A 14,124-nucleotide genomic window follows, 5' to 3' on the forward strand; every position below is an offset into this window, starting at 1 on the left:
GCTTTTAGCGCTTGTTCTTCGGCCGCTCTGCCGTTAACCTTCGCGGTGGAGAGTCGATCGGACAGTCGCTGCCCTCTATGAAAATTAGGGGGGGGAGGAAAGTCCGGGCTCCATAGGGCGAAGTGCCAGGTAATGCCTGGGAGGCGTGAGCCTACGGAAAGTGCCACAGAAAATAACCGCCTAAGCGCTTCGGCGCCGGTAAGGGTGAAAAGGTGCGGTAAGAGCGCACCGCACGTCTGGCAACAGTTCGTGGCTAGGTAAACCCCACTTGGAGCAAGACCAAATAGGGTCCCAAGGCGTGGCCCGCGCTGGGACCGGGTAGGTTGCTAAAGATGTCCAGTGATGGCCATCGTAGACGAATGACTGTTCAAGACAGAACCCGGCTTACAGATCGACTCTCCACCTTTTTTCTTCTCTGCTTCAATCATTGGCAACGATGTGCGTAATGGCAATTTCCCTCCCTGCTGAATCAATGGCAGAAGCGCTTTTGTAATACCGAAAAAATCTTACTCTTAACAAACCACTTTAACTTCTGAACGCAGCCTTCTGTGCTGATTCAAGTTATTGAGCGAATTCATCCGTCAGATTCTCGTTATCTCTCCTTTTGCGCACCTAAATCTCCGTTCTGTAAGGCTTTTCCTTCTATCCGCGCCTTGACGGTGTGGTGGGCGCATTCCTATAGTGTGCGCAAGTGGCGGAAAGTGGCATGAAGTGGGTTTTTTGAGCGCAAAACGCTAATATTTGGAGAAACGCTGACGTGTTTCGCGGAGCTAACGCTATCAGTCTCGATGCAAAGGGCCGTCTCGCCATGCCGAGCCGGTACCGTGACGAGCTCGTTTCGCGTAGTTCCGGTCAATTAATCGTCACCATTGATGCCGTTGATCCGTGTTTGTGTGTTTATCCCCTCGATGAGTGGGAAATTATTGAAACCAAACTGCGCGCACTGCCTTCGCTTCGCGAAGAAAACCGCCGCCTGCAACGTTTACTGATTGGTAACGCCGTCGACCTCGAGCTCGATGGCAGTGGTCGTTTTCTGGTTCCGCCGCGTCTTCGCGAATATGCCAAGTTGGATAAGCGCGCGATGTTGGTAGGCCAACTGAACAAGTTCCAATTGTGGGACGAGGATGCCTGGAACGCGGTTTCTGCCGCTGACCTGGCTGCTATTCAACAACCGGGCGCCATGCCTGATGAACTGCGTGATTTGATCCTGTGACTATTGATAGCGGCTTTAACCACATCACCGTACTGCTTGACGAAGCTGTCGAGGCTCTCGCCGTACGTCCTGATGGCTGCTATCTGGACGGTACGTTCGGTCGCGGTGGGCACAGCCGGTTGATCCTCAGCAAGCTCGGTCCCGATGGTCGGTTGCTCGGATTCGACAAAGATCCTCAAGCGATTGCCACCGGGCAAACGCTAGCGGCCGAAGACGGCCGCTTTGTCGTTGTGCAGCGCAGCTTTGCCGAGCTCGGTTCGGAAGTCGCCGAACGCGGTCTGGCCGGCAAGGTCAGCGGCATTCTGCTTGACCTCGGCGTGTCTTCGCCGCAGCTCGACGACCCGGAGCGCGGCTTCAGTTTCCTCAACGACGGTCCGTTGGACATGCGCATGGACCCGTCACGCGGGATCAGCGCCGCCGAGTTCGTCAATACCGCGCCGGTGGAAGAAATCGCCCGGGTATTCAAGGAATACGGCGAAGAGCGTTTCTCCGGCCGCATGGCGCGTGCCGTGGCCGAGCGTCGCGACATCAAGCCGTTCGAGCGCACCGCCGACCTGGCTGAAGTTTTGAAAGTCGCCAACCCTGCCTGGGAAAAGGGCAAGAACCCGGCCACCCGTGCGTTCCAGGGACTGCGTATTCACGTCAACAACGAACTGGGCGATCTGGAAACCGGCCTCGAAGCCGCGCTGGAGTGCCTGGAAGTGGGCGGCCGTCTGGTTGTCATCAGCTTCCACTCGCTGGAAGACCGCATCGTCAAACTGTTCATGCGCAAGCTGGTGAAAGGCGAAGCCGACAACCTGCCGCGCAACCTGCCGGTCCGTCACGTCGCTTTCGAACCGATCATCAAAATTCATGGCAAAGCGCAGTCCGCCTCCGAGGCCGAACTCAAAGCCAACCCACGTTCCCGTAGCGCCGTCATGCGCGTCGCGGAGAAACTGCGGTGAGCAAGCTTTTCGCCAAACCACTTCCCGGCGGAAGCTTTTTCATGCTGCTGCTATTTATCGGCGTGCTCGTGTCGGCCATCGGCGTGTCCTATAGCGCGCACTGGAACCGTCAGCTGTTGAATTCGCTGTACAACGAATTGAGCGTGCGCGACAAGGCGCAGGCCGAGTGGGGCCGGCTGATTCTTGAGCAGAGCACCTGGACCGCCCATAGCCGTATCGAAGTCCTGGCCACCGAGCAACTGAAGATGCGCATTCCCGGCGCCGCTGAAGTGCAGATGGTGGCGCCATGATGAAACTCGAAGGCGCGCTCTTCCCATGGCGGTTCCGTCTGGTGGTGGGGTTGCTCGGCATCATGGTGGCGGCGATTGCCTGGCGCATCATCGATCTGCAAGTGGTTGACCGTGCCTTCCTTAAAGGTCAGGGCGATGCGCGCAGTGTTCGTCATATTCCGATTCCGGCTCACCGTGGTCTGATCACCGACCGTAACGGCGAGCCGTTGGCCGTGAGTACCCCGGTCACCACCCTGTGGGCCAACGCCAAGGAAATGCAAACGGCCAAAGAGAAGTGGCCGGCACTGGCGGCTGCCTTGGGGCAGGACCCGAAAGCCCTGGCCGAACGTCTCGAAGCCCAGGCCAACAAAGAATTCATTTATCTGGTGCGCGGGCTGACCCCCGAGCAAGGCCAGGCTGTGCTCGATCTGAAAGTGCCGGGCGTTTATGGCATCGAAGAGTTTCGGCGTTTCTACCCGGCCGGCGAAGTCACTGCCCACATGGTCGGCTTTACCGACATCGATGACCACGGACGCGAAGGCGTCGAGCTGGCCTACGACGAATGGCTGGCCGGCGTGCCCGGCAAGCGACAGGTGATCAAGGACCGGCGCGGCCGGCTGATCAAAGATGTCCAGGTCACCAAAAACGCCAAGGCCGGCAAGCCCTTGGCGTTGTCCATTGACCTGCGTCTGCAATACCTGGCCAACCGTGAACTGCGCAACGCGATCATCGAGAATGGCGCCAAGGCCGGCAGCCTGGTGATCATGGACGTGAAGACCGGCGAGATCCTGGCCATGGTCAACCAGCCGACCTACAACCCGAACAACCGTCGCAACCTGCAGCCGGCGATGATGCGTAACCGCGCGATGATCGACGTGTTCGAGCCGGGTTCGACCATGAAAGCGATTTCCATGAGCGCCGCGATTGAAACCGGGCGCTGGAAGCCGACCGATACTGTCGAGGTGTATCCAGGCACCTTGCAGATTGGTAAGTACACCATCAAGGACGTATCCAAGAGTGAAGGCCCGGTACTCGACCTGACCGGTATCCTGATCAATTCCAGTAACGTCGGCATGAGTAAGGTCGCGTTCGATATCGGCGGCGAAACGATTTTCCGCCTGGCGCAGAAAGTCGGCCTCGGTCAGGACACCGGCCTGGGCTTCCCGGGCGAGCGCGTCGGCAACCTGCCGAACTACCGCGAATGGCGCAAGGCTGAAACCGCGACGCTGTCCTATGGCTACGGTATTTCCGTGACCGCGATTCAGTTGGTCCACGCCTTCTCGGCCCTGGCCAACAACGGTCGTCTCGCGCCGCTGACCCTGATCAAAACCGACAAGGCGCCGCAAACCACTCAGGTGTTGCCGGAAGCGGTCGCGAAAACCATGCAAACCATGCTGCAACAAGTGATCGAAGCCCCGCGCGGTGTATTCCGTGCGCAGGTGCCGGCGTATCACGTGGGTGGCAAGTCGGGTACTGCGCGTAAAACGTCGGTCGGAACCAAAGGCTACGCCGAGAACTCCTACCGCTCGCTGTTCGCCGGTTTTGGCCCGATGAGCGATCCGCGTTACGCGATCGTGGTGGTGATCGATGAGCCGACCAAGGCCGGTTACTTCGGTGGTCTGGTATCGGCGCCGGTGTTCAGCAAAGTGATGTCCGGGACTCTGCGCCTGATGAACGTCACCCCGGACAACCTGCCAGCCACTCAACAAGCGAACGCCGCACCGGTTGTTCCGCTGAAAGCTAATGGAGGGCGCGGCTGATGTCGCTGAGCCTGAACAAGATTTTTGCCCATGCCGGCCATGATCTATTGATCCGCGAATTGGCGCTGGACAGCCGCAACGTGCGGGCAGGCGATTTGTTCCTTGCGGTCCCTGGCGGCAAGTTTGACGGGCGTACGCACATTGCCGACGCCTTGCAGCGTGGCGCTGCCGCCGTGGCTTATGAAGTCGAAGGCGCGACCGTGCTGCCGATTACCGACGTGCCGTTGATTCCGGTCAAAGGCCTGGCGGCGCAACTGTCGGATATCGCCGGGCGCTTTTATGGCGACCCGAGCCGTCATTTGAACCTGATCGGCGTGACCGGCACCAACGGTAAAACCAGCGTGACCCAATTGGTCGCGCAAGCGCTCGACCTGCTCGGTCAACACTGCGGCATTGTCGGTACCCTGGGCTCCGGTTTCTACGGCGCACTGGAAAGCGGCCTGCACACCACGCCGAACCCGATTGCGATGCAAGCGACCCTCGCTGACCTGAAAAAGGCCGGCGCCAAAGCCGTGGCCATGGAAGTTTCTTCTCATGGGCTGGATCAGGGCCGCGTGACGGCGTTGGCCTTCGATGTGGCGGTAATGACCAACCTGTCGCGCGATCATCTGGATTACCACGGCACCATGCAGGCCTATGGCGAAACCAAGGCCAAATTGTTTGCCTGGGATGATCTGAAGTGCCGGGTGGTCAACCTCGACGACGATTTCGGTCGGCAACTGGCTGCCGATAAAGGCGAGTCGCGGCTGATCACCTACAGCCTGGAGGACTCCAGCGCCTACCTGTATTGCCGCGAAGCGCAGTTCGACGATGAAGGCGTGCGCGCCACGTTGGTCACGCCGCAAGGTGAGCACCATTTGCGCAGCACCTTGCTCGGTCGTTTCAACCTGAGCAACGTGTTGGCCGCAGTCGGCGCCTTGCTCGGTCTGGATTATGCGCTGGACGAAATCCTCAAAGTGCTGCCGAAGCTCGAAGGTCCGGCCGGGCGCATGCAGCGTCTGGGTGGCGGTACTCAGCCATTGGTGGTGGTCGATTACGCCCACACGCCGGATGCGCTGGAAAAAGTCTTGACGGCCCTGCGTCCTCACGCCAAAGGCCGGTTGCTGTGCCTGTTCGGTTGCGGCGGCGATCGCGATCGCGGCAAGCGTCCGTTGATGGCGGAAGTGGTCGAGCGTCTGGCCGATGGCGTACTGGTCACCGATGACAATCCGCGCACCGAAGACCCCTCCGTGATTTTCGACGACATCCGCGCCGGTTTCACCGCTGTGGATAAAGTCACCTTCGTCGCCGGCCGTGGCCAGGCGATTGCCCAGTTGATCGCCAGCGCTTCGGCGGATGACGTGATTGTCCTGGCCGGTAAAGGTCATGAGGATTATCAGGAAATCAACGGCGAGCGCCACGCTTTCTCCGATCTGGTCGAGGCCGATCATGCCCTGACCGCGTGGGAGGTGGCCCATGCTTAAAGCCTTGAAACTGAGCGAACTGACTGGCGCGCTGAATGCCCGCCTGATCTCCAGCGACGCCAGCTTCGACGGCGTCAGCATCGACAGCCGCGCGATCAAGCCGGGACAACTGTTTGTTGCTCTGGCCGGGCCGCGTTTCGATGGTCATGACTACCTGAATGACGTCGCCGCCAAAGGCGCCGTGGGGGCCTTGGTCGAGCGCGAAGTTGCCGACAGCGCGCTGCCGCAACTGCTGGTCAAGGACACCCGCCAGGCCCTCGGCCAATTGGGCGCGATCAACCGTGCTGCGTTCACTCAACCGGTCGCGGCCATTACCGGTTCCAGCGGCAAGACCACGGTCAAGGAAATGCTGGCGAGCATCCTGCGCACGCGCGGTCCGGTGCTGGCGACCCGTGGCAACCTGAACAATGACCTCGGCGCTCCGCTGACCTTGCTCGAACTGGCGCCTGAGCACACCGCGGCAGTGATCGAACTCGGCGCTTCGCGCATCGGCGAAATCGCTTACACCGTCGCCATGACCAAGCCCCACGTGGCCATCATCAACAACGCCGGGACCGCCCATGTTGGCGAGTTCGGCGGGCCGGAAAAAATCGTTGAAGCCAAGGGCGAGATTCTCGAAGGGCTGGATGCCGATGGCGTCGCCGTGCTGAATCTCGACGACAAGGCCTTCGATATCTGGAAGACCCGTGCCGCCGGTCGCAAAGTGCTGACCTTTGCCTTGAGCAACGTCAACGCCGACTTCCATGCCAGCGATCTGGACCGCGACGCCCGCGGTTGCCCGGCGTTCAACCTGCACAGCCCTGAAGGTGTGGAACGGGTTCAACTGAACCTGCTCGGCACCCACAACGTCGCCAATGCCATGGCCGCCGCTGCCGCCGCCCATGCCTTGGGCGTATCGCTGTTCGGCATCGCCACCGGCCTTGGCGCGGTGCAACCGGTCAAGGGGCGCACTGTCGCGCAACTGGCGACCAACGGCATGCGTGTTATCGACGATACGTACAACGCAAACCCCACCTCAATGTGTGCCGCCGTTGATATACTCGCCGGCTTTTCCGGTCGCACCGTTTTGGTGCTTGGAGATATTGGCGAGTTGGGCGCGTGGGCGGAGCAGGGTCACCACGATGTGGGCGAGTACGCCCGCGGCAAGGTTTGCGCGCTTTACGCCGTCGGGCCAATGATGGCTCACGCCGTGAACGCTTTCGGCGAGCAGGCCTTTCACTTCAGCACACAGGCTGAACTGATCAAGGCCCTGGAAGCCGAGCAGGACACAAACACCACCTTTTTGATCAAGGGCTCGCGCAGCGCGGCGATGGAAAACATCGTTGCCGCTTTGTGCGGGACCAGTCTGGAGAAACATTAATGCTGCTGCTGCTAGCGGAGTATCTGCAACAGTTCTACAAAGGCTTCGCGGTCTTTCAGTACCTGACCCTGCGCGGGATCCTCGGTGTGCTGACCGCGCTGGTCTTGTCGCTGTGCTATGGCCCGTGGATGATCCGCACTCTGCAGAACCGTCAGATCGGTCAATCCGTTCGCAACGATGGCCCGCAATCGCACCTGTCGAAGTCGGGCACCCCGACCATGGGCGGCGCGTTGATTCTTTCCTCCATTGGCGTCAGCACCTTGCTCTGGGCCGACCTGGCCAATCGTTACGTTTGGGTCGTGTTGTTGGTGACTCTGCTGTTCGGCGCCATCGGCTGGGTTGACGATTACCGCAAAGTCATCGAGAAAAACTCCCGTGGCCTGCCGAGCCGCTGGAAGTATTTCTGGCAGTCGGTGTTCGGCCTGGGCGCGGCGATCTTCCTTTACATGACTGCCGCGACGCCGGTGGAAACCACCCTGATCCTGCCGATGCTCAAGGACTACAGCATTCCGCTGGGCGCAGGCTTCATCGTCCTGACCTATTTCGTGATTGTCGGTTCGAGCAACGCGGTCAACCTGACCGACGGCCTCGACGGTCTGGCGATCATGCCCACCGTGATGGTTGGCGGTGGCCTGGGGATCTTCTGCTACCTGTCGGGTAACGTGAAGTTCGCCGAATACTTGCTGATTCCTTACGTACCGGGCGCGGGTGAGCTGATTGTGTTCTGCGGTGCGTTGATCGGTGCGGGCCTGGGGTTCCTCTGGTTCAACACCTATCCGGCACAAGTCTTCATGGGCGACGTCGGCGCGCTGGCGCTGGGCGCGGCCCTTGGCACCATCGCGGTGATCGTCCGTCAGGAAATCGTCCTGTTCATCATGGGCGGTGTGTTCGTGATGGAAACCCTGTCAGTCGTCATTCAGGTTGCCTCCTTTAAGCTGACCGGTCGCCGTGTGTTCCGCATGGCGCCGATTCACCACCACTTTGAACTCAAGGGCTGGCCCGAGCCGCGCGTGATCGTCCGTTTCTGGATCATCACCGTGATTCTCGTGTTGATCGGCCTTGCCACCCTGAAGCTGAGGTAGAACGAGTGTCTCTGATCGCTTCTGACCACTTCCGCATCGTTGTCGGCCTCGGCAAGAGCGGCATGTCCCTGGTTCGCTTCCTGGCGAACCGGGGCGTGTCGTTTGCTGTCGCCGATACGCGGGAAAATCCACCGGAACTGGCCACGCTCAAGCGTGACTATCCGCACGTGGAAGTGCGTTGTGGCGAGCTGGACGTCGAATTCCTGTGCCGTGCCGACGAGCTCTACGTGAGCCCCGGCCTGGCGCTGGCGACCCCGGCCCTGCAGGCTGCCGCCGCCCGTGGCGTGAAATTGTCCGGCGACATCGAGCTGTTCGCGCGCAACGCGAAAGCGCCGATTGTCGCCATCAGCGGTTCCAATGCGAAAAGCACTGTTACCACCCTGGTCGGCGAGATGGCCGCTGCGGCCGGCAAGCGTGTCGCTGTCGGCGGTAATCTCGGTACGCCAGCGCTGGACTTGCTCAGCGATGACGTCGAGTTGTACGTGATGGAACTGTCGAGCTTCCAGCTCGAAACCACCGATCAACTCAACGCCGAAGTGGCGACCGTGCTCAACATCAGCGAAGACCACATGGACCGCTACAGCGGTCTGCCGGCCTATCACCTGGCCAAGCACCGGATCTTCCGGGGCGCCAGGCAGTTTGTGGTCAACCGTCAAGACGCCCTGAGCCGTCCGTTGATGGGTGAAGGCCAACCGTGCTGGACCTTCGGTCTGAACAAGCCCGATTTCAAAGCCTTTGGTATCCGGGAAGAGGGCGGCGAGAAATACCTGGCCTTCGAATTCCAGAACCTGATGCCGGTGCGCGAGTTGAAAGTTCGTGGCGCGCATAACCAGTCCAACGCGCTGGCGGCATTGGCGCTCGGCCACGCCGTCGGCCTGCCGTTCGAGGCCATGCTTTCGGCCCTGCGCAATTTCGCCGGGCTCGAGCATCGCTGCCAATGGGTGCGTGACCTGGACGGCGTAGGCTATTACAACGATTCCAAAGCCACCAACGTCGGCGCCGCTCTAGCCGCTATCGAAGGCCTGGGCGCGGACATTGGCGGCAAGCTCGTACTGATCGCCGGTGGCGATGGCAAGGGTGCCGAGTTCAAGGATATGCGTGACCCGGTGGCGGCCAACTGCCGCGCCGTCATTTTGATGGGGCGTGATTCCGACAAGATCGGTGAGGCCATTGGCGATGCCGTACCACTGATTCGCGTGGGTTCGCTGGTTGAAGCCGTCGAGCAATGCCGCGCCGTCGCAGAAAAGGGCGACGCGGTGCTGCTGTCGCCGGCCTGCGCCAGTTTCGACATGTTCAAGAACTACGAAGATCGTGGTCACCAGTTCGTCCGCGCCGTGGAGGATCTGGCATGAGCTTGAGAAACATCATCAAGCCGTACCCGTCGCCGATCATCACCGGGCGCGGTATCGACCTCGACTTCCCGATGCTCGCCGGCTGCCTGGCATTGATCGGCCTCGGGCTGGTCATGATTGCATCGGCCTCGACCGAAGTGGCGGCGGTGCAGTCGGGCAGTGCCCTGTATTACATGATTCGCCACCTTATCTACATTGTGCTGGGCCTGGGTGCCTGCATCGTCACGATGATGATTCCGATCGCCACCTGGCAACGCCTGGGCTGGCTGATGCTGATTGGTGCGTTCGGTTTGCTGGTGATGGTGATCATCCCGGGGATCGGCCGTGAAGTGAACGGTTCGATGCGCTGGATCGGCTTCAGTTTCTTCAACGTTCAGCCTTCCGAGATCGCCAAGGTGTTCGTGGTGATCTACCTCGCCGGTTATTTGGTGCGTCGCCAGAAAGAAGTGCGTGAAAGCTGGATGGGCTTCTTCAAGCCGTTCATCGTTCTGCTGCCGATGGCGGGGCTGTTGCTGATGGAGCCGGACTTCGGTGCCACCGTCGTGATGATGGGGGCCGCAGCGGCGATGCTGTTCCTCGGCGGGGTCGGGCTGTTCCGTTTTTCCTTGATGGTTGTCCTGGCGGTCGCGGCGGTGGTGCTGTTGATTCAAGTGCAGCCGTATCGAATGGCGCGCCTGACCAACTTTGCGGATCCGTGGGCCGACCAGTTCGGTGCTGGCTATCAGTTGTCTCAGGCGTTGATCGCGTTTGGTCGCGGCGAATGGCTGGGCGTTGGCCTGGGCAACAGCGTGCAGAAACAGTTCTACCTGCCGGAAGCCCACACCGACTTCGTGTTCTCGGTCCTGGCCGAAGAGCTGGGTGCCGTGGGTTCTTTGTGCACGGTAGCGTTGTTCGTCTTTGTTTGTATTCGTGGCATGTACATCGGTTATTGGGCAGAGAAGGCCAAGCAATTCTTCGCCGCCTACATCGCGTACGGCCTGTCGTTCCTGTGGATCGGCCAGTTCCTGATCAACATCGGGGTGAACGTCGGCCTGTTGCCAACCAAAGGTCTGACCCTGCCGTTCCTCAGTTATGGCGGCAGTTCGTTGGTGATCTGCGGTGCGTGTCTCGGCTTGTTATTGCGCATCGAGTGGGAGAGTCGAACCCACCTGGGCAGCGAAGAGATGGAATTCCATGAGAGCGACTTCGCCGAGGAGCCGAGCCATGGGCGCTAATGTATTGATCATGGCCGGCGGTACCGGAGGGCACGTGTTCCCGGCACTGGCCTGTGCTCGCGAATTCCAGGCCCGTGGTTATACCGTGCACTGGCTCGGCACGCCCCGCGGGATCGAAAACGATCTGGTGCCAGCGGCCGGTCTTGAGCTGCATCGGATCAACGCCAGCGGTTTGCGCGGCAAGGGCAAATTGTCCCTGCTCAAGGCGCCGTTCATGTTGTTCAAGTCGATCTGGCAGGCCCGGGCGATCATTCGCCAGCTACGGCCCGTCTGTGCGGTCGGCTTTGGTGGTTATGTGACCGGCCCCGGTGGCGTTGCAGCCAGACTGGCCGGCGTGCCGGTCATCGTTCACGAGCAGAACGCCGTGGCCGGTACCGCCAATCGGTTGCTGGTGCCGTTGGCCGCCCGAGTCTGTGAAGCGTTCCCCGACACCTTTACCCTGTCGGACAGCCGTCGGACCACCGGTAACCCGGTGCGCACCGAGCTGTTCCTCGAAACACCGCGACCTGCCCTGGCCGGTCGCAAGGCACGTTTGCTGATCCTGGGTGGAAGCCTGGGCGCAGAGCCGTTGAACAAGTTGCTGCCTGAAGCCTTGTCGCAAGTCGCCCCCGACCTGCGCCCGGACGTGTTTCATCAGGCCGGCAAAAACCACGATGAAGTGACTGCAGAGCGCTATCGCGCGGCTGGCGTCGAGGCGCAAGTGCAGCCTTTCATCAAAGACATGGCCCACGCCTATGGCTGGGCCGACCTGGTGGTGTGCCGCGCAGGCGCGCTGACCATCAGTGAACTGGCGGCCGCCGGTCTGCCCTCGATGCTGGTGCCTTTGCCCCACGCGATCGACGATCACCAGACCCGCAACGCCGATTATTTGGCCCGTGAAGGCGCTGCCTTCCTGATGCCGCAAAGAACGACTGGCGCAGCGGACCTTGCCGCTCGCCTGACAGAGGTCTTGATGCAACCGCAACGACTCAACGACATGGCCACCGCGGCACGCCGCCTGGCCAAACCCGATGCCACCCGTAACGTGGTCGATACCTGCCTGGAGGTGGCCCATGGTTGAGAACAAGAAAGCCATGCCCCAACCGGAAATGCGCCGCATCCGTCGCATCCACTTCGTCGGTATCGGCGGCGTGGGCATGTGCGGGATCGCCGAAGTGTTGTTGAACCTGGGCTATGAAGTGTCCGGTTCCGACCTGAAAGCTTCGCCGGTGACCGAGCGTCTCGAATCCTTCGGTGCCCACATCTATATCGGCCACCGTGCCGAGAACGCCGCGAACGCCGATGTGCTGGTCACCTCCAGCGCCGTGAACACCTCCAACCCGGAAGTCGCCACGGCCCTGGAACGCCGGATTCCGGTGGTGCCGCGTGCCGAGATGCTGGCCGAGCTGATGCGCTACCGCCACGGCATTGCCGTCGCCGGTACCCATGGCAAAACTACCACCACCAGCCTGATCGCTTCGGTGTTCGCCGCCGGTGGCCTGGACCCGACGTTCGTGATCGGTGGCCGTCTGAATGCGGCGGGCACCAATGCCCAGCTCGGCACCAGCCGTTACCTGATCGCCGAAGCCGACGAAAGCGACGCCAGTTTCCTGCACTTGCAGCCGCTGGTGGCCGTGGTCACCAACATCGACGCCGACCACATGGCGACCTACGACGGTGACTTCAACAAACTGAAGAAAACCTTCGTCGAGTTCCTGCACAACCTGCCGTTCTACGGTCTGGCGGTGGTGTGCCTCGATGATCCGGTGGTGCGTGAAATTCTGCCATTGGTGAAGCGCCCGACGGTCACTTACGGTTTCGGCGAAGACGCCGACGTGCGTGCCATCAATGTGCGTCAGCAGGGCATGCAGACCTTCTTCACCGTGCTGCGCCCAGACCGCGAGCCGCTGGATGTCTCGGTGAACATGCCGGGTAACCACAACGTGCTGAACGCGTTGGCGACCATTTGCATCGCCACCGACGAAGGCGTCAGCGATGAAGCCATCGTCCAGGGCCTGTCCGGGTTCCAGGGTGTTGGCCGGCGCTTCCAGGTGTACGGCGAACTGCCGGTCGAAGGTGGCAACGTGATGCTGGTGGACGACTACGGTCACCACCCGACCGAAGTCGCGGCCGTGATCAAGGCCGTGCGCGGCGGCTGGCCGGAGCGCCGTCTGGTGATGGTCTACCAGCCGCACCGTTACAGCCGCACCCGAGACCTGTACGACGATTTCGTCAATGTGCTGGCCGACGCCAACGTGCTGCTGCTGATGGAAGTCTATCCGGCCGGTGAAGAGCCGATTCCGGGCGCCGACAGCCGCAAGCTGTGCAACAGCATTCGCCAGCGCGGTCAGCTCGACCCGATCTACATCGAGCGCGGCATCGACCTCGCGCCGATCGTCAAGCCGCTGCTGCGTGCCGGCGACATTCTGCTGTGCCAGGGCGCCGGTGATATCGGCGGCCTTGCACCCAAACTGTTGAACAGTCCGTTGTTCGCCGGGGCCGTTGCTGCGCCGGTAGAGGGGAAGTTGAAATGACTGCTGCTTACGCCAACCTCGTCTCCACTGTCGCGCCGAAAGATTTCGGTCGCGTTGCCGTGCTGTTTGGCGGCAAGAGTGCCGAGCGTGAAGTGTCCCTGAAATCGGGTAACGCGGTGCTCGAAGCACTGCAAAGCGCCGGCGTGGACGCGTTCGGTATTGACGTGGGCGATGACCTGCTGCAGCGCCTGCTGAACGAAAAAATCGACCGCGCCTTCATCATCCTCCACGGTCGTGGCGGTGAAGACGGCAGCATGCAGGGCCTGCTCGAATGCGCAGGGATTCCGTACACCGGCAGCGGCATTCTGGCCTCGGCCCTGGCCATGGACAAACTGCGCACCAAGCAAGTCTGGCACAGCCTCGGCATTCCGACGCCACGCCACGCGGTGCTGAGCTGCGAGGCCGATTGTATTTCGGCGGCCAAGGAACTGGGCTTCCCGTTGATCGTCAAACCGGCCCATGAAGGTTCCAGTATCGGGATGGCCAAAGTGACGTCCGCGCCCGAGTTGATCGAGGCGTGGAAAGCGGCCAGTACCTACGATTCGCAAGTGTTGGTCGAGCAATGGATTCACGGTCCGGAGTTCACCATCGCCACCCTGCGTGACCAGGTGCTGCCACCGATTGCCCTGGGCACGACGCACAGTTTCTACGACTACGACGCCAAGTACGTGGCCTCCGATACCCAGTACCGGATTCCGTGTGGCCTGGACAGCGACAAAGAAAAAGAACTCATGGACCTCACGGCCAAAGCCTGTGAGGCGCTGGGTATCGCCGGTTGGGGCAGGGCAGACGTGATGCAGGACGCCGACGGGCAGTTCTGGTTCCTGGAAGTCAACACCGCACCGGGCATGACCGATCACAGTCTGGTGCCGATGGCGGCCCGGGCTGCCGGCCTGGATTTCCAGCAACTGGTTCTGGCGATTCTGGCCGCAAGCATTGAGCCGCGAGGGTAAG

The 14,124-nt window shown here is 61.1% G+C and carries 12 protein-coding genes and 1 other RNA gene; all 13 read left to right on the forward strand.

From position 1 onward, the window contains the following. Positions 1 to 49 precede the first annotated feature (49 nt). The 13 genes from rnpB (at position 50) to AACY49_RS24140 (ending at position 14,123) form a co-directional block, all read left to right on the forward strand. An RNA gene (gene rnpB / locus AACY49_RS24080) (RNase P RNA component class A) lies at positions 50 to 403 on the forward strand. A 354-nt stretch (positions 404 to 757) separates the two neighbouring features. After that, the gene (gene mraZ, locus AACY49_RS24085) at positions 758 to 1,213 is read left to right on the forward strand and encodes a division/cell wall cluster transcriptional repressor MraZ (RefSeq protein ID WP_003205355.1); all 456 of its coding nucleotides are present in this window, start codon (positions 758 to 760) and stop codon (positions 1,211 to 1,213) included. Continuing rightward, positions 1,210 to 2,157 carry a 16S rRNA (cytosine(1402)-N(4))-methyltransferase RsmH gene (rsmH, locus tag AACY49_RS24090; protein ID WP_408980562.1) on the forward strand — a complete coding sequence of 316 codons (948 nt, stop codon included), beginning with the start codon at positions 1,210 to 1,212 and terminating at the stop codon, positions 2,155 to 2,157. Before mraZ ends, rsmH begins: the two co-directional genes overlap by 4 nt. Next, entirely contained in the window at positions 2,154 to 2,447 is a 294-nt protein-coding gene (gene ftsL / locus AACY49_RS24095; protein ID WP_003205353.1) for a cell division protein FtsL, read from the forward strand. Before rsmH ends, ftsL begins: the two co-directional genes overlap by 4 nt. Further along, the gene (locus AACY49_RS24100; RefSeq protein ID WP_187326384.1) at positions 2,447 to 4,186 is read left to right on the forward strand and encodes a peptidoglycan D,D-transpeptidase FtsI family protein; all 1,740 of its coding nucleotides are present in this window, start codon (positions 2,447 to 2,449) and stop codon (positions 4,184 to 4,186) included. The genes ftsL and AACY49_RS24100 overlap by 1 nt, the downstream gene beginning before the upstream one ends. Then, positions 4,186 to 5,649 carry a UDP-N-acetylmuramoyl-L-alanyl-D-glutamate--2,6-diaminopimelate ligase gene (locus AACY49_RS24105; protein WP_339526853.1) on the forward strand — a complete coding sequence of 488 codons (1,464 nt, stop codon included), beginning with the start codon at positions 4,186 to 4,188 and terminating at the stop codon, positions 5,647 to 5,649. The genes AACY49_RS24100 and AACY49_RS24105 overlap by 1 nt, the downstream gene beginning before the upstream one ends. Continuing rightward, positions 5,642 to 7,009, forward strand: a complete 1,368-nt coding sequence (locus AACY49_RS24110; protein WP_258699145.1) for a UDP-N-acetylmuramoyl-tripeptide--D-alanyl-D-alanine ligase — start codon at positions 5,642 to 5,644, stop codon at positions 7,007 to 7,009. The genes AACY49_RS24105 and AACY49_RS24110 overlap by 8 nt, the downstream gene beginning before the upstream one ends. After that, positions 7,009 to 8,091, forward strand: coding sequence for a phospho-N-acetylmuramoyl-pentapeptide-transferase (mraY, locus tag AACY49_RS24115; protein WP_007939841.1), 1,083 nt, complete (start codon positions 7,009 to 7,011; stop codon positions 8,089 to 8,091). Before AACY49_RS24110 ends, mraY begins: the two co-directional genes overlap by 1 nt. Before the next feature lie 5 nt (positions 8,092 to 8,096). Continuing rightward, complete coding sequence (murD, locus tag AACY49_RS24120; RefSeq protein WP_339526856.1) at positions 8,097 to 9,443, forward strand: UDP-N-acetylmuramoyl-L-alanine--D-glutamate ligase; 1,347 nt, start codon at positions 8,097 to 8,099, stop codon at positions 9,441 to 9,443. Next, on the forward strand, positions 9,440 to 10,657 hold the full coding sequence (gene ftsW / locus AACY49_RS24125) for a putative lipid II flippase FtsW (RefSeq protein ID WP_408980563.1): 1,218 nt from the start codon (positions 9,440 to 9,442) through the stop codon (positions 10,655 to 10,657). Before murD ends, ftsW begins: the two co-directional genes overlap by 4 nt. Further along, complete coding sequence (murG, locus tag AACY49_RS24130) at positions 10,647 to 11,717, forward strand: undecaprenyldiphospho-muramoylpentapeptide beta-N-acetylglucosaminyltransferase (protein WP_320393355.1); 1,071 nt, start codon at positions 10,647 to 10,649, stop codon at positions 11,715 to 11,717. Before ftsW ends, murG begins: the two co-directional genes overlap by 11 nt. Further along, on the forward strand, positions 11,710 to 13,170 hold the full coding sequence (murC, locus tag AACY49_RS24135; RefSeq protein WP_258699148.1) for a UDP-N-acetylmuramate--L-alanine ligase: 1,461 nt from the start codon (positions 11,710 to 11,712) through the stop codon (positions 13,168 to 13,170). The genes murG and murC overlap by 8 nt, the downstream gene beginning before the upstream one ends. Further along, the gene (locus tag AACY49_RS24140) at positions 13,167 to 14,123 is read left to right on the forward strand and encodes a D-alanine--D-alanine ligase (RefSeq protein WP_258699149.1); all 957 of its coding nucleotides are present in this window, start codon (positions 13,167 to 13,169) and stop codon (positions 14,121 to 14,123) included. The genes murC and AACY49_RS24140 overlap by 4 nt, the downstream gene beginning before the upstream one ends. Position 14,124 lies beyond the last annotated feature (1 nt).

The sequence above is a fragment of the Pseudomonas sp. EL_65y_Pfl2_R96 genome (genome assembly GCF_963970905.1).
In the GTDB taxonomy this organism is placed as follows: Bacteria; Pseudomonadota; Gammaproteobacteria; order Pseudomonadales; family Pseudomonadaceae; genus Aquipseudomonas.